The sequence below is a fragment of the Paraburkholderia sp. Ac-20340 genome, assembly GCF_017104965.1.
Taxonomy (GTDB): Bacteria; Pseudomonadota; Gammaproteobacteria; order Burkholderiales; family Burkholderiaceae; genus Paraburkholderia.
The window spans coordinates 86,406-101,030 of the sequence record NZ_JAAGPR010000031.1 but is presented as its reverse complement, the minus strand read 5'-3'; the positions used below and the strand labels follow the sequence as shown (position 1 = coordinate 101,030).

Genomic DNA, 14,625 nt, shown 5'->3' with positions numbered 1-14,625 from the left:
AACAGCGCCACGTAGTACGTCATTTCCTTGCCGTAGAACAGCAGGCTCGCGCCATACGTGCCGTTGTAAGTCGTGCGCAGCTCATTGAGCTCCGAGCCGCGGATCATCTGCTGCAGCTCCGCCACATCGTCGGCGGCGCGCTGGGCGGCGGTGCCGGCGCAGCAGCGGGTAACGCGATGGGCGGCCGCACCGGCGGTCTGGTCGGCGCAGCACTGGGCGGCGGCGCAGGTTCGGCGCTCGGCGGCAACATCTCGCGCTCGAACTCCTACGCCGACGACTACTCGCGCGGCTATCACGGCAAGCGCCACCACAACAAGCATCGCCATTGGGATTGAGCGGCTGACGACGCGGCGCGATAAAAGCGCGCCGTATCGGCCCTCAAACAAGAACGGCACGGTTTCAATACCGTGCCGTTTTTTTATACGCGCCGAAACCTCACGCGTCAGGCCAGCCGGAACACGCCGACCGCTTCGCGCAGTTCCTCGGCCTGCTCGGCGAGCGCATGCGCCGCCGCCGACGCCTGCTCCACCAGCGCCGCATTGTGCTGCGTGACCTCGTCCATCTGCGTGACAGCGACGTTCACCTGCTCGATACCCGTGCTTTGCTCCTGCGAAGCCGTCGAAATCTCATCGACGATCACCGTCACGCGCTGCACCGCATCCACCATTTCGCCGATCACGTTGCCCGCATCGTTCACGAGCGCCGATCCCGCATCGATACGCTGCGCCGAGGCCTCGATCAGCGCCTTGATCTCCTTCGCCGCCGCGCCGCTGCGCTGCGCGAGCGTGCGCACTTCCGAGGCCACCACGGCGAAGCCGCGGCCCTCTTCACCCGCACGCGCCGCTTCGACCGCCGCGTTCAGCGCAAGAATATTGGTCTGAAACGCGATGCTGTCGATCACGGCGATGATGTCGACGATCTCGCCCGAACTCGACGCAATGCCGCGCATCGTATCGACGACTTCGGCCATCAGATCCTTGCCGCGCGCAGCCGTGCCCGCCGCATCGCCGGCCAGTTGCGCGGCCTGTTTGGCGTTCTGCGCGTTCTGACGCACGGTGGCCGTGAGTTCTTCCATGCTCGCCGCGGTTTCTTCGAGCGATGCGGCCTGATCTTCCGTACGCGCCGACAAACCCAGATTGCCCGCCGCGATTTCGCCGCTCGCCGAAGCCACGCCTTGCGCGTGCGTACGCACCTGGCTCACCACGCCGGAAAGACTCGACTGCATGCTTTTGAGCGCATCGAGCAGCATGGCCGTTTCGTCGCGGCCGCCTTCCTGCGCGCTCACCTTGTAAGCGAGATCGCCCTGCGCCACCGCCTGCGTGCATTCGAGCGCACGCGCGAGCGGCTTCGTCACGGTGCGGCTGAAGAACCACGCGCCCGTCATGGAGACGCCCAGCGCGGCCACCATCAACAACGCGCTCAGCAGCGTCGCGCGATGCGCCTGTTCAGCGGCTTCAGCCGAGACCTCCGCGCTTTGCGCGGCGATCTTGTGCGCGGCTTCGTCGAGCAGCGCGGCCGGCGCGCGATCGACGCCCGCAACCGCGTGGTCGCCTGCCGAAGGGTCGAAACCCGCCGCCTTGAACGCCGCGAGACCCGTGCGATAACCCTGACCCATGGTCGTGTGCGCGCTGGCGAAGCGATCGATCAGATCGCGGTTTTCGCCTTCGGGCAGGCTCGATTTGAGTTGCTGCGCGAGCGTGTCGACCTCGCGCTCGCGGGCTTCGAACGCCGACCAATGCTTGTCGAGCATCGCCGGGTCCTTGCCGCGCAGCAGCGTGTCCTTCCACTCCTGCACCTGCACCTTGAAGGCAAGCAGCGTCGCCATCACCGCGCGCTCGTTGGCCACGCTGTTCTGCACCGTCGTGCCGTACACGTTCAGTGACTGGTTCAGCGAATAGATTCCGTAAAACGCGCCTGCGAACATCAGCAGAAGCGCCGCCGCGAAAGCGAGCGGAATCTTCAGGGTCAACTTCATCGTCATTTCCTTGCGGTTGGCTTGCGCGACGCGTCGGCGCGAAGTGCGGGGGGTTATACGCGGAATAAGCGGTGGGAGCGATGCGGCAAAGGCCACTGCCCCGCCTAGCTATCGGCAGATGCGCGCGAAACTGAAGGGCAGAAAAAGACTGTTGTGGGCAAAGATTTAATCAGACAAAAGTATCTGTTAGAAAGCGCAATAAAGAGCAGCCACGCTTTTTTCGTACGCACAATATAAAAGGCCCGGAATGTCCGGGCCTTTTGAAACTTGCCAACTAATCAGCATGCCGAATGAAAACGATTTCGGCATCGTCCAGATGGACTAGAAGTTGAAGTTGTCGATATTCGATGCGTCGAAGGTCGTGGGCGGTCCGAGAATCACTTCGCCGCTCTTGCCCACCGTGCGCTTGCCGAGTTTGCCCGCGTCGAACGAATCGCCTTCCTTGCCGGTGATGGTGCCCGAAGCGAGATTCGCGGCAGCGTAAGCGGCCAGATAACCCAATGCACCCGGGTCCCACAACTGGAACGCCTTCACCGTGCCGTTCTTCACGAACGCGCGCATCTGGTTAGGCGTGCCCAGACCGGTGACCGCGACCTTGCCCTTGCTCGACGACGTCGAGATATAGCGCGCCGCTGCCGCAATCCCCACCGAAGTCGGCGCTACGATCGCCTTCAGATTCGGATACGCCTGCAGCAGACCTTGCGTTTCGACGAAAGACTTCTGGTCGTCGTCATTGCCGTAAGCGATCTTCACGAGTTTCATCTTCGAATACTCGGGCTTTTTCAGTTCTTCCTGCATCCATTTGATCCAGGTGTTCTGATTCGTCGCGTTGGGCGTGGCGGAAAGAATCGCGAATTCGCCTTCGTTATTCATCAGTTTGGCCACGAGTTGAACCTGGCCGCGCCCGATGCTTTCGGCGTTGGCCTGATTCACGAAGATCTGGCGGCCGTCGGGCGCCGTATCCGAATCGAAAGTGACGACCTTGATGCCCTGCGCCATGGCGCGTTTCAGATACGGCACGAGCGCATTCGCATCGTTGGCCGCGATCACGATAGCGTCCTGATGCTGCGTCGTCAGCGTATTGATATAGGAGACCTGCGAGGACGCGCCCGCATCCGAAGGTCCGACCACCTTGCCGTCGCCCTTGAATTCCTTGATGGCGTCCATGCCGCCGTTATCGGCGATCACTTCATAGGGGTTATTGATCTGCTTGGGCACGAAGGCGATTTTCAGGCCTTCCTTGATGCCCGCGGCGTGTGCGGACAGGCCCGCGCCCAACAGCATGGCGCACATCAGCGCCGTGCACGCGTGACGGACTGGCTTCATCATGAACGTGTCTCCTCGATAATGGCCCGGCTCGGTTGCCGGGCCGATTGACGGCTTACTGCCTTTTTTCCAGCTTCTTTCCGCTTATTTCCTTCTCTTTCTGGCTGTTACTTTTCTCGACTGCGTTTCAACTTGCCGTGCGTGCGAGCGCACGCCGGTCGCGCAGCGTGCGCCAGCGCGCCGCGAGATTGGGAATCAGCACCGATGCGAGCAGCAACGCGCCCGTCACGATGGTGAGCGTTTCGCTCGATACGTCCGCGAGCGTGAGCGCATTCTTCAACACGCCCACGATCAGCAACGACAGCAACACGCCATACATCGAGCCACGTCCGCCGAAAATGCTCACGCCGCCGAACAGCACCGCCGCGATCACCGACAACTCGAAACCCTCGCCGTTATCGCCGCGTGCGCTCGTAAAACGCAGCGTATAAACGATGCCCGCAAGCGCGCTCATCACGCCCGACAGCACGAAAAGACGCAGCTTGACCTTGGCGACATCGATGCCCGAAAACGACGCGGCCGTGCTGTTCGCGCCAATCGCGTAGAGGCTGCGGCCAAACGCGGTTGCCTGCAAAAGCAGCGTGAACACCACCGCGCACGCGGCCACGATCAGAAACGGCAGCGGAATAAAGGTGCTGCCCAGATTGCTCATGCCAAACAGCGTGTAGGCAGGCGGAAAATCGGCAATCGCCTGATCGCCCAGCAACACATAGGCAAGACCGCGAAACAAGGCGAGCGTGCCGATCGTCACGGCCAGCGAAGGCAGATTCAGCTTCACGATCACAAGCCCGTTGAAAAGCCCCGCGAGGCCGCCCGCCACCAGCACGAGCGCCATTGCCAGCGGCATCGGCACACCCATATGCCAGAGCACGCCAAGCAGCGCGCTCGACGCGCCCAGCACCGACGCCACGGACAGATCGATTTCGGCAGCGACGATGATGAGTGTCATCGGCAGCGCCATCAGCGCGACCTCGGTGAGATCGGCGAGTATGTTGCTCATGTTCGCGCCGGTGAGAAACACGCTGGACAGCACGCGTCCCACCACGAGCGACAACACGAGTATCACCACGAGCAGCGACTCCCAGCCCAGAGGCAGACCGGCGCGGCGCGTGAGCAAAGCGGAATCGGGTTTAGCCATGATCGCGTTTCCTCATCATGCGTTTGGCGACGGAGCGGGCCAGCAGCGTATCGGCGGTAATGGCCGCGACGATCAACGCACCTTGAATGGCCTGCTCCCAGAACGGCGAAACGTGCAGCACCACCAGCGCGATGCTGATGACGCCAAGCACCAGCGCGCCAAGCGTCGCGCCGAGTATCGTGCCCACGCCGCCCGTGATGGCCACGCTGCCCACCACGGCGGCGGCCACGACCTGAAGCTCGATGCCCTTCGCGGTGCTGGCATCGACCGTGCCGAAGCGCGCCAGCCACAACGCGCCGGCCAGCCCCGCAATCGCACCGCTGATGACAAAGCCCATCGCCACGCGGCGTTCGACGTTGATACCGGCCAGACGCGCGGCTTCCGGGTTCGAGCCGATCGCGTAGTATTCGCGGCCCGGCCGGAACTGCTTCAGATAGATCGACAGCGCCGCGAGCAGCACGATGGCGATCAGCGCGAGCACGGGCACGCCAAGCAGTGATCCGGTCGCGAGATGCGAGAACGCGTCGGGCAGGCTCGTGGCGTTGATCTGACCGCCATGCACCCACGCATAATCTGCACCCCGAAATATATAGAGTGTCGATAGCGTCGCGACCAGCGACGGCACGCGCCCCACCGCCACCAGCAGCGCATTGATCGACCCGGCCACCATGCCGATCGCCAGGCCCGCCAACAGCGCCACGATCACCGGCATCTGCGGAAACGCTACATACAGACTGCCGACCGCATAAGCGCTGATGCCAACCGTCGAGCCAATCGACAGATCGATATGCCGCATCAGGATCACGATCGTCATGCCCGCCGTGAGCAAGCTGACAATCGATACATTGAGCAGCACGTCGCGCAGATTCTGCAGATTGAGAAACTGCGGCCGCGCCAGCGCCGTGCCGCCGATAATCAGCAGTAGCACGATAAACAGCGTGGTTTCTCGACTCTTTGCGAGCGCCTGGGCGAATGCGCCCGCGCCGCGCCGTTGCGCATGCGGTTCGCCGCCGTGCAAGGGATGAGGTGAAGTGGAATGACCCATCATGCTGCATGCCCCAGATGAATGTTGGCCTGACCGAGCGCGGCACTCATGATGCGCTCTTCGTTGGCGTCGGCACGGGCGATATCCGCGGTAATGCGGCCTTCGTGCATCACCAGCACGCGGTCGGCCATGCCCAGCACTTCGGGCAATTCGCTCGAAATCATCAGCACCGCCATGCCTTCGCTAACAAGCTCCGCGAGCGCGCCATAGACTTCCGCTTTCGCACCCACGTCGATACCGCGCGTGGGTTCATCGATGATGAGCACCTTCGGCCCGGTTGCCAGCCATTTGCCCAGCACCACTTTCTGCTGGTTGCCGCCCGAAAGCGTGCCGACCGGCGCGTTCAGATCGCTGGCTTTCAGGCGCAGGCGCGTGCCCCACTGCCCGGCAAGCTGCACTTCGCGCCCGGCCGAAATCAGGCCGAAGCGCACCAGACGACCCAGCACCGTGAGCGACGCATTGCGCGCAATGCTCAGGTCGAGCGCGAGCCCTTGCTGGCGTCGATCTTCCGGCACCAGCGCGAGGCCCGCTTTCACGGCACGCGCGGGATTTCCCATCGCCAGCGCCTTGCCCGCGACCTGCACGTTGCCCGCATCGCTCGGGTCGATGCCGAAGATCGCGCGCGCCACTTCGCTGCGGCCCGCGCCAACGAGACCCGAGAGCGCAACGATCTCGCCCGCGCGCACATCGAAGGCGATGTCCTTGAACACACCGCGTCGCGTGAGGCCGCGCACGCGCAGCATCACGTCGCCGGGTTTCACATCGGCTTTCGGATAGAAGGTGGCGAGATCTCGCCCCACCATGCGCGCGACGATCTCCTGCGTGGTGAGCGTGGACGTGGGCGCGTCGAATACCTTGGCGCCGTCACGCATGATGGTCACGTGCTGCGTGAGCGCGAACACTTCTTCGAGCCGGTGCGTGATGAAGAGAATCGCCACGCCGCGATCGCGCAAGGTGCGCGAAATCGTAAAGAGCCGTTCGACTTCGGGCAGCGAGAGCGCGGCCGTCGGTTCGTCCATGATCAGCACATTGGCGTTCAGCGACAGCGCCTTGGCAATCTCGATCACCTGTTGATCGGCGATCGACAGACCGCGCACTAGACGCTCGGGCTTCATATCGACGCCCAGCGAAGCGAGCAGTTCCGCCACTTCGCGATGCATCGTGTTGTAGTCGATACGGCCGAGGCGATCCAGCGGCTGACGCCCCATGAAAATGTTCTCGGCGATCGACAGATCGAAGAACAACGTGGGTTCCTGATAGATCACGGCGATGCCCGCATCGCGCGCCTGTGCAGGCGAGCCAAACTGATGCGGCGTACCGTCGACCAGCATGTCGCCGCCATCCGGGCGATGCACGCCCGCGAGTATCTTCACGAGCGTCGATTTACCGGCGCCGTTTTCACCGAGCAGCGCATGCACCTCGCCGGGCTTCAGCACGAGCGAGCCGTCCACCAGCGCGCGCACGCGCCCGAACGACTTGCTGGCCTGCCTTAGCTCCAGACGCGGCACGCTACCGGTCATTGCTTTCGATTCCACGCGTGTCTCCCATATTGGTTGCGCCCGCAATCTTTCCGCGCGAGCGCTGGATCGCTAGATTCGGTAAATGCGTTCGGCGTTGCTGCGAAAGAGCGCCGTGCGCTCGCTTTCGCTCGCATCGCTGACGATGGCGGCATACGCGTGCCACAAATCGGCATAACTGCCGAATTGCCGGTCCACCGGAAAGTTCGAAGCGAACATGGCGCGCGACACGCCGAACGCATCGATGGTTTCGAGCACATAAGGGCGCAGGCTTTCCACGGTCCATTCGTGATCGAACATCGCAAGACCGCTGATCTTCACCGACACATTCGGACACGCCGCCAGCACGCGCAAACCATCGCGCCATGCACGCCAGCCCTGCACACTGTTGCGATCGGCGAACATGCCGGCGTGATTCACGATCAGCGGCACGCCAGGATGGGCACGCGCGAGCGCAGCGGCCTCTTCCATCTGCGCGGGATAGAGTTGTAGATCGAACGACAGCCCGTGCTGTTCGAGCAAAGCAAAATGTTTGCGCCATTGCGGCTCGCGCATGAAGTGGCGGCCGACATAGTCGTAAAGCGGATTCGAATGAACATTGAGAATCTGGCGAATACCGCGCGTGCGGCCGAAGGCGGCGTGCGCGGCCAGAATCTCCGGCGCATTCGACGCACTTAAATCGGCGGCGGCGACAATCGCATCCGGCAAGCCCTTACCGGCATCGGCGATCGATTCGAGCCAGCGCGTTTCTTCCACCGGATCGGCGGGATCATGATTCGCTTCCACATGCACGACCTTCAGCACTTCGATATCTCCAGCCTCGCGCAGCAGATCGTCAGGTAGATAGTTATGCTTGAGATCCTGCGCATCGCCTACGAACGATGTGCCCGGATTCGCAAGCCATGGGTAATGATGCGTATCGATGTCCCAGAAGTGAACATGCGGATCGACCACCTGCATGGCGCTCTCCTCAAAACGGATCATGGCAAATGAAAGACCGGAACGAGCGGCTGCGTGATGGGCACATTGCCCTCGCCTGTCGCCATGATGTCGGCCATGTGATCCCACCATTTGCGCATGATGGCGGTTTCGGGCAAGCGGTCCATGCTGTGATCGTCGCGACGCTTGAGCACCGCAAAAAGCGCATGAGTGCTTTCGTCGAGAAAGATCCAGTAATCATTCACACCCGCATCGCGCAATGCCGCGGCGAGTTCGGGCCAGATTTCGCGATGACGGCGCTCGTATTCGCCCCGTTTGCCGGGATCGAGCTGCATGCGAAACGCAATTGTTTCCATGTTCGTGTCTCCGTCCAGCCTTTGCTGCGTTCTTTTCGGTCCGGTCCTGGCGTTTGCCCTAAGTCCGGCGCGCGTATTCACACGGTTTTGCAGCGATTCGAACGACTATAATTCCGGCATCGATAGCCAACCAATCCGTAGTTGGGATCGGGCGATACATAAACCGGATCGCAGGACTCATGAACCATCAGACCGCCGTCGTTTCGCTCGTCAATCGTCTCAAGTTCAAGCATCTCGCCCTGCTCGTCGCGCTCGACGACGCCCGCAACGTTCATCAGGCCGCCGATGCCATCAACGTTGCGCAGCCCAGCGCCAGCCGCATGCTCAGCGATATCGAAGAGGCCTTCGGCTTTCGTCTGTTCGAGCGCAACGCGCGCGGCATGCAGCCCACGGCGCTCGGTGTGGTCACGCTGGCTTATGCGCGCCGCGCGCTGTCCGACCTCACGCGTTTCGCCGACGATCTCGACGTCAAGCGCCGCGGCGGCCACGGCCAGCTCACCGTGGGCGCGATCATGGGCGCCGCGCCCGATCTGCTCGCGCAGGCCGTCGCCACGCTCAAGACCGAGCGGCCGCTGCTGCACGTGCGCATCCTCGGCGAAACCAGCGATCAGGTCGTGCAACTGCTGCATCGCCGCGATGTCGATCTCGCGCTCGGCCGTCTGACCACGCCTTTGCAGCACAACGATTTCGGTTTCGAGCCGCTTGCGCGCGAAACGCTCGTGCTGGTGGTGCGCGCGCGTCATCCGCTGGCGCGCCGCGAACAGGTCACGCTCGCCGAACTGATGGACTGGCCCTGGGTCGCGCAGCCCATCACGAGCCCCGCGCGCGAACTCTTCGAAGGCGAACTCGCGCGTGCAGGTCTGGCCACGCCGATCAACCTCACGGAATCCGCGTCCATCTTCGCCACGCTGCAACTGCTCGAAAGCTTCGACGCCGTGGCCATGCTGCCCGAATCGGTCGTGCGCGATCATGTGCGCGGCAAGCTGCTCACCGTGTTGCCGCTCGAAATCGGCAAGAGCCTGCCGGGCTTCGGCGTGCTCACGCGCAAGGGCGAAGCGCTCGCCGAACCCGCCGAGCATTTCGTCAGCCTGTTGCGCCGCTTTTCGCAGCCCTTCAAGCCCGACGAAATCGTGCGTGACATGCGCCTCGCAACACATTCCTGAGTCCTTATCAAATCACTGCAGGTTGACGAACAGACCGCCGTCCACCAGCAGTGCCGCGCCCGTCACATAGCGCGCACGGTCCGACGCGAGAAACACCACGCATTCCGCCACGTCTTCCGGCGCGCCCAGCCGGCCTAGCGGAATGCGCTTTTCGAAGTACGCGCGCTTTTCTTCATCGGCGAGATCTTCGGCATTCAGATCCGTGGCGATGGTGCCGGGCAGCACCGAATTGCAGCGGATACCGTAAGGCCCGAGTGCAATCGCGCACGACTGCATCAGCGAATGCACGCCGGCCTTGGTGGGCGTGTAGTGCGTCTGCATGCCGCCGCCGACCAGCGCGCTGATCGAACTGGTCGCGACAATCGCGCCGCCCGTGCCCTGCTCCTTCATTTGCCGCGCCACCGCCTGCGTGACATAGAACGCGCCATTCAGATTCACGCCGATGGTGCGTTCGAGCACCGCGGGCGGCATATCCAGAAACGAATGGAACGGGCAGATGCCGGCGTTGCTGGCGAGCACGTCCACATGCCCGAAATGCTCGACGGTCTGGCGCACCAGATCGACGCCGGTTTGCGGCGCGGCCACATTGCCTTCCACGGCAATGGCGCGACGCCCGAGCCGTTCGATCTCGTCGAGCACTTCGCCGATTGCCGAACGCCGGCCATACGAGGCGTCGTTATCGCCCCAGTAGTTGATCGCAACGTCCGCACCTTCTCGCGCGCTTGCGATGGCAATCGCGCGCCCGATGCCGCGCGAACCGCCGGTGACGACCACCACCTTGTCCTTGAGCAGCACGATGCTTTCTCCTGCGTGGTTTTGACTTAGTGTTGGTAAGGACGCGAAAGCTTGCAGTCCGGATTCAGGCGCACGCCAAAGCCCGGCGTATCCGGCACTTTCATGCGGCCCTTCACGGGCACCGGTTCGTCGAGCAAGAGCGGCGTGAACATCGGCACGACTTCATCGGCCTTGGGCGCCATCATCAGGAACTCGGCGAACGGCGAGTTATGGCGCGTCACGACGAAGTGATAGCTGTACACCGACGAACCATGCGGCACGACCAGCGTGTTGTGCGCATCCGCCAGCGCGGAAATCTTGATGAGTTCGGTCATGCCGCCGCACCAGTTCACATCGGGCTGGATCAGATCGCAGCAGCCCATTTCCAGCAGCATGCGAAAGCCCCAGCGCGTCGCTTCGTGCTCGCCGGTGGAGACCATCATGCCGCGCGGCACGTTGCGGCGCAGTTCGGCATAGCCCCAGTAATCGTCGGGCGGCAGGCATTCCTCGATCCACTTGAGGCCGTATTCGCTGGCGGCCTCGGCCAGACGCGTGGCATAGCGCACGTCCAGACTCATCCAGCAGTCGTACATGAGCCAGAAGTCGTCGCCCGTTCGCTCGCGCATGGTGGCGAGCAATTCGATATTCTTTCTGAGCCCTTCCTCACCTTCCGCCGGGCCGTGCAGCAAAGGCAGTTTCCCGCCGATAAAGCCCATTTCCTTCGCCAGATCGGGGCGCGCGCCGGTCGCATAGAACACGAGTTCGTCGCGCACCGGGCCACCCAGCAGTTGATAGACCGGCTCCTGGCGCAACTTGCCCAGCAAATCCCAAAGCGCGAGATCGACGCCCGAAATCGTATTGAGCACCACGCCCTTGCGGCCGTAATAGAGCGTCGAGTAATACATCTGATCCCAGATCTTTTCCAGATCGGTCACGCGCTGGCCTTCGAGAAAGCGCGCGAGATGCTTTTCGACGATGAACGCGCCAATCTCGCCGCCCGTGGTGACGGCAAAACCCACCGTGCCGTCGCTCGCCTCGACTTCCACCACCAGCGTGCCTAGCACGTCGATGCCGAACGAGCGGCGGCTCTGGCGATACTCGGGATAACGCGCCATCGGCGTGGAAATATGATCGTCGATCCAATGGCCGTCGGCCTGATCGTGATAGTCCGCGCCGCCGCCGCGCACCGTGAAAGCGCGCACGTGTTTGATGGTTGGCATGGCCATGAATGCTTGCTCCTGAATGTGAGTGTGCTCGACGCGAGATATTCTTTAGGTACGCTAATCAGTGTGCACTGCCGGTAGGATGCTCGAATGCCGCGGTTCGACGCGCGCCACCACGCGGCACTACGATAAAAACAAGGGCCGCTGCAATGAGACTCGCAAGGCCAAGCAATTCCAGCCCGGCGGCATGCGAAGCAAAATGCCGATCTGCGGCGGCGCGCAACAGCGGTGCAACAAAGCCACCCAGACCGCCGAGCGAGTTGATCAACGCGATGCCGCTTGCAGACGCCACGCCCGTGAGATCGCGCGCTGGAAACGTCCAGAACAACGGTTGCGCGGCGATAAATCCGCTGGCCGCGCAGCAAAGGCCGATCATCGCAACCACCGGGACCGCGAGTTCCGCTGCCATGCCCGATACCGCGATACCGAACCCCGAAAGCACCAGCAGCCCAACGGCCCAGCCACGATGACTGTTCTTGCGATCGGCGCGGCGCGGCACAAACCATGTCAGCACAAGCGCGCAGACCCACGGCACGGCCGCCAGCAAACCGACCTTCAATCCCACCGCCGCGCCCGCCAGCGACGCGACCTGCTGCGGCAGGAAAAACACCACGCCATACACGCTCATCTGGATCAGCGCGTAAATTGCGGCATAAGCCAGCACGCGCCGGTCGACCAATGCGGCCAGCACGCCGCGTGGACCATGTTCGGCCGCCGCGCCCGCATCGATGCGCAGCGCCGTGGCCAGCGCGCGTTGTTCATCGGCATCGAGCCAGCGAGCCTCTTCGGGACGATCGGTCAGATACCAGAAGGCCCAGATGCCCACCAGCGAAGCCAACGTGCCTTCAACAAGAAACAGCCACTTCCAGCCCGCCATCCCGGCGATGCCGTGCATATCGATCAGCAGTCCAGACAATGGTGCACCGAAGATAAACGCCAGCGGCGCACCGAAATAAAACAGCCCGATCGCGCGCGCCCGCGCCGATTGCGGAAACCATTGCGTGAGGTAATAGATGATGCCGGGGAAGAATCCGGCTTCCGCCACGCCCAGCAAGAAGCGCAACGTATAGAACGATGCAGGCGACTGCACCCATGCCATCGCTGCGGAAATCAGGCCCCACGTCACCATGATGCGGCACATCCAGATGCGTGCGCCCATGCGATGCAGCAGCAGATTGCTCGGCACTTCGAATAGCGCATAGCCCACGAAGAACACCCCAGCGCCGAATGCAAAAGCCGCATCCGAAAGACCGGTATCGTGTTGCAGCGCCTTTTGTGCAAAGCCGATATTCGCGCGGTCGAGAAACGCGAGCACATACATCAAGAGCAGGAACGGCAACAATCGCCGCATGGCTTTGCTGCCCGCGCGCTGCAGTGCCTGCGGCGGCGGTGACGCTTCGTTCGGCATCGATGTCTCCTTCGATCCCACTGCACAGCGGTCCGCTTTTGCGGCCGCTTTTTTATCTCGATGCGCCCCGTAAGACGCATCGAATCGCAACGCGATGCTTTAGTACGTCGCCCGGCCGCCCGAAAGATCGAACACCGCGCCGGTGCTAAACGCCACATCTTCGGAACAGAGCCAGACGATCATCGAAGCCGCTTCATCGGGCATCAGGAAACGGTTCATCGGGATCTTCGCAAGCATGTAATCGATGTGCTGTTGCGACATCGAATCGAAAATCTCGGTTTTGGCGGCGGCGGGCGTGACGGCATTCACCAGCACGTTCTTCGTGGCCAGTTCCTTGCCGAGCGACTTCGTCAGACCGATCAAACCCGCCTTCGATGCACTGTAGTGCGAAGCATTTGGATTGCCTTCCTTGCCCGCCACCGAAGCGATATTGACGATGCGCCCATAGCCCTGCTCGAGCATGCGCGGCACCACGGCGCGGCAAGTCAGATAGCTGCCGATCAGATTCACTTCGATCACGCGGCGCCATACGTCCACCGGCAATTCCCACGTGAGACCATTGCCGCCCGTAATACCTGCGCTATTCACCAGCGCGTGAATGCCGCCGTGCGTGTCCACCGTGCGTTGCGCGGCCGCTTCCACCGATGCTTCATCGGTCAATTCGACCTTAACCGCCGACACGCTGCCGAGTTCGGACAACTCGCCACGTGCGCGTTCGAGCCGTTCGGCGTCGATATCCCACAGCGATACCGCCGCGCCCGAGCGCAACGCGCGCTGCGCCACCGCATAACCGAGGCCGCGCGCGCCGCCCGTCACCACCATCACACGATTCTTGAGATCAAGCTGATTCATGGCTGCCGCTCCCTCACATGTTGACCGTCGAGGCGACGGCGCGCTGCTGTTGTTCGCCGAGTCCCGCGATGCCCAGACGCATGGTCTGACCAGCACGCAGATAAACCGGCTGCGGCTTCTGCCCCATGCCCACGCCAGGCGGCGTGCCCGTGGAGATCACATCGCCGGGCTGCAGGCTCATGAACTGGCTGATATAGGAAACGACCGTGGCCACGTCGAAGATCATCGTGCGCGTATTGCCCTGCTGATAGCGCTTGCCGTCGACGTCGAGCCACATATCGAGCGCCTGCGGATCGGCGATTTCGTCGCGGGTCACGAGCCACGGCCCGAGCGGCGCGAAGGTATCGGCGCTCTTGCCCTTGTCCCACTGACCGCCGCGCTCGATCTGCCACGCGCGTTCCGACACATCGTTGACGATGCAGTAACCGGCCACATAATCGAGCGCCCGTTCGCGCGACACATAACGCGCTTCCTTGCCGATCACCACGCCCAGCTCCACTTCCCAATCGACTTTTTGCGCGCCGGGCGGAATCACCACATCGTCATGCGGGCCGGTAAGGGAACTGGTGGCCTTGAAGAACAGCACGGGCTCGGACGGCACCGGCATATTAGATTCGGCGGCGTGATCCGAATAATTGAGGCCGACGCAAACGATCTTGCCCACTTGCCCCACGCAGGCGCCCAGCCGCGTACCGGCCGGAACGAGCGGCAATTGCGCGAGATCGAGCGCGCCAAGGCGGTCGAGCGACGCGGCGCCGAGCGCGTCGCCAGCCAGATCGGGCAGCACGCCCGAGAGGTCGCGAACGTGGCCGTCGCGATCGAGCACGCCCGGTTTTTCAGCACCCTTATTGCCCCAGCGGACCAGCTTCATGCGGTGTCTCCTGATATTGGACTTGAGCATTGGTCACC

At 62.7% G+C, this 14,625-nt stretch carries 13 protein-coding genes and 2 pseudogenes; 2 read left to right on the top strand and 13 right to left on the bottom strand.

Annotated elements, in window-relative coordinates:
• Positions 1-149, bottom strand: a pseudogene (locus tag G3N59_RS29395) (DUF2968 domain-containing protein); the annotation flags it as partial.
• On the opposite strand from G3N59_RS29395, the pseudogene G3N59_RS29390 reads away from it, so the two are divergent.
• A pseudogene (locus tag G3N59_RS29390) lies at positions 126-335 on the top strand (hypothetical protein); the annotation flags it as partial. The pseudogenes G3N59_RS29395 and G3N59_RS29390 overlap by 24 nt on opposite strands.
• A gap of 107 nt (positions 336-442) precedes the next feature.
• On the opposite strand, the gene G3N59_RS29385 reads toward G3N59_RS29390, so the two are convergent.
• The 7 genes from G3N59_RS29385 to rhaM all read right to left on the bottom strand — a co-directional run bounded on the left by G3N59_RS29385 (position 443) and on the right by rhaM (position 8,296).
• The gene (locus G3N59_RS29385) at positions 443-1,975 is read right to left on the bottom strand and encodes a methyl-accepting chemotaxis protein (RefSeq protein WP_205986336.1); all 1,533 of its coding nucleotides are present in this window, start codon (positions 1,973-1,975) and stop codon (positions 443-445) included.
• A 321-nt stretch (positions 1,976-2,296) separates the two neighbouring features.
• Positions 2,297-3,304: a rhamnose ABC transporter substrate-binding protein gene (gene rhaS / locus G3N59_RS29380; RefSeq protein WP_205986335.1), complete on the bottom strand. Its 1,008-nt coding sequence runs from the start codon at positions 3,302-3,304 to the stop codon at positions 2,297-2,299.
• Positions 3,305-3,428: 124 nt separating this feature from the next.
• Positions 3,429-4,439 (bottom strand): ABC transporter permease, encoded by a 1,011-nt coding sequence (locus tag G3N59_RS29375; RefSeq protein WP_205986334.1) that lies wholly within the window; start codon positions 4,437-4,439, stop codon positions 3,429-3,431.
• Positions 4,432-5,487 carry an ABC transporter permease gene (locus G3N59_RS29370; protein ID WP_205986333.1) on the bottom strand — a complete coding sequence of 352 codons (1,056 nt, stop codon included), beginning with the start codon at positions 5,485-5,487 and terminating at the stop codon, positions 4,432-4,434. The genes G3N59_RS29375 and G3N59_RS29370 overlap by 8 nt, the downstream gene beginning before the upstream one ends.
• Positions 5,484-7,004, bottom strand: a complete 1,521-nt coding sequence (locus tag G3N59_RS29365) for a sugar ABC transporter ATP-binding protein (protein WP_205986344.1) — start codon at positions 7,002-7,004, stop codon at positions 5,484-5,486. Before G3N59_RS29365 ends, G3N59_RS29370 begins: the two co-directional genes overlap by 4 nt.
• 69 nt (positions 7,005-7,073) lie before the next feature.
• Positions 7,074-7,961: an amidohydrolase family protein gene (locus G3N59_RS29360; protein ID WP_205986332.1), complete on the bottom strand. Its 888-nt coding sequence runs from the start codon at positions 7,959-7,961 to the stop codon at positions 7,074-7,076.
• A gap of 20 nt (positions 7,962-7,981) precedes the next feature.
• Positions 7,982-8,296: an L-rhamnose mutarotase gene (gene rhaM / locus G3N59_RS29355; protein ID WP_205986331.1), complete on the bottom strand. Its 315-nt coding sequence runs from the start codon at positions 8,294-8,296 to the stop codon at positions 7,982-7,984.
• A 179-nt stretch (positions 8,297-8,475) separates the two neighbouring features.
• Here rhaM and G3N59_RS29350 point away from each other — a divergent pair, with 179 nt between their 5' ends.
• The gene (locus tag G3N59_RS29350) at positions 8,476-9,459 is read left to right on the top strand and encodes a LysR family transcriptional regulator (RefSeq protein WP_205986330.1); all 984 of its coding nucleotides are present in this window, start codon (positions 8,476-8,478) and stop codon (positions 9,457-9,459) included.
• A gap of 12 nt (positions 9,460-9,471) precedes the next feature.
• Here the strand turns inward: G3N59_RS29350 and G3N59_RS29345 are convergent, their stop codons facing one another.
• The 5 genes from G3N59_RS29345 to G3N59_RS29325 form a co-directional block, all read right to left on the bottom strand.
• Entirely contained in the window at positions 9,472-10,254 is a 783-nt protein-coding gene (locus G3N59_RS29345; protein ID WP_205986329.1) for an SDR family NAD(P)-dependent oxidoreductase, read from the bottom strand.
• 26 nt (positions 10,255-10,280) lie between these two features.
• The gene (gene rhmD, locus G3N59_RS29340; protein ID WP_205986328.1) at positions 10,281-11,459 is read right to left on the bottom strand and encodes an L-rhamnonate dehydratase; all 1,179 of its coding nucleotides are present in this window, start codon (positions 11,457-11,459) and stop codon (positions 10,281-10,283) included.
• Between the two features lie 58 nt (positions 11,460-11,517).
• Complete coding sequence (locus tag G3N59_RS29335; RefSeq protein ID WP_205986327.1) at positions 11,518-12,864, bottom strand: MFS transporter; 1,347 nt, start codon at positions 12,862-12,864, stop codon at positions 11,518-11,520.
• 99 nt (positions 12,865-12,963) lie between these two features.
• Positions 12,964-13,716, bottom strand: a complete 753-nt coding sequence (locus tag G3N59_RS29330) for an SDR family NAD(P)-dependent oxidoreductase (protein WP_205986326.1) — start codon at positions 13,714-13,716, stop codon at positions 12,964-12,966.
• A 13-nt stretch (positions 13,717-13,729) separates the two neighbouring features.
• Positions 13,730-14,587, bottom strand: coding sequence for a fumarylacetoacetate hydrolase family protein (locus G3N59_RS29325; protein WP_205986325.1), 858 nt, complete (start codon positions 14,585-14,587; stop codon positions 13,730-13,732).
• Positions 14,588-14,625 lie beyond the last annotated feature (38 nt).

Excerpts from the sequence above, each read along its gene's own strand:
- G3N59_RS29385 (WP_205986336.1), bottom strand. The coding sequence starts at position 1,975 with ATGAAGTTGACCCTGAAGATTCCGCTCGCTTTCGCGGCGGCGCTTCTG.
- rhaS (WP_205986335.1), bottom strand. The coding sequence starts at position 3,304 with ATGATGAAGCCAGTCCGTCACGCGTGCACGGCGCTGATGTGCGCCATG.
- G3N59_RS29375 (WP_205986334.1), bottom strand. The coding sequence starts at position 4,439 with ATGGCTAAACCCGATTCCGCTTTGCTCACGCGCCGCGCCGGTCTGCCT.
- G3N59_RS29370 (WP_205986333.1), bottom strand. The coding sequence starts at position 5,487 with ATGATGGGTCATTCCACTTCACCTCATCCCTTGCACGGCGGCGAACCG.
- G3N59_RS29365 (WP_205986344.1), bottom strand. The coding sequence starts at position 7,004 with ATGACCGGTAGCGTGCCGCGTCTGGAGCTAAGGCAGGCCAGCAAGTCG.
- G3N59_RS29360 (WP_205986332.1), bottom strand. The coding sequence starts at position 7,961 with ATGCAGGTGGTCGATCCGCATGTTCACTTCTGGGACATCGATACGCAT.
- rhaM (WP_205986331.1), bottom strand. The coding sequence starts at position 8,296 with ATGGAAACAATTGCGTTTCGCATGCAGCTCGATCCCGGCAAACGGGGC.
- G3N59_RS29350 (WP_205986330.1), top strand. The coding sequence starts at position 8,476 with ATGAACCATCAGACCGCCGTCGTTTCGCTCGTCAATCGTCTCAAGTTC.
- rhmD (WP_205986328.1), bottom strand. The coding sequence starts at position 11,459 with ATGGCCATGCCAACCATCAAACACGTGCGCGCTTTCACGGTGCGCGGC.
- G3N59_RS29335 (WP_205986327.1), bottom strand. The coding sequence starts at position 12,864 with ATGCCGAACGAAGCGTCACCGCCGCCGCAGGCACTGCAGCGCGCGGGC.
- G3N59_RS29330 (WP_205986326.1), bottom strand. The coding sequence starts at position 13,716 with ATGAATCAGCTTGATCTCAAGAATCGTGTGATGGTGGTGACGGGCGGC.
- G3N59_RS29325 (WP_205986325.1), bottom strand. The coding sequence starts at position 14,587 with ATGAAGCTGGTCCGCTGGGGCAATAAGGGTGCTGAAAAACCGGGCGTG.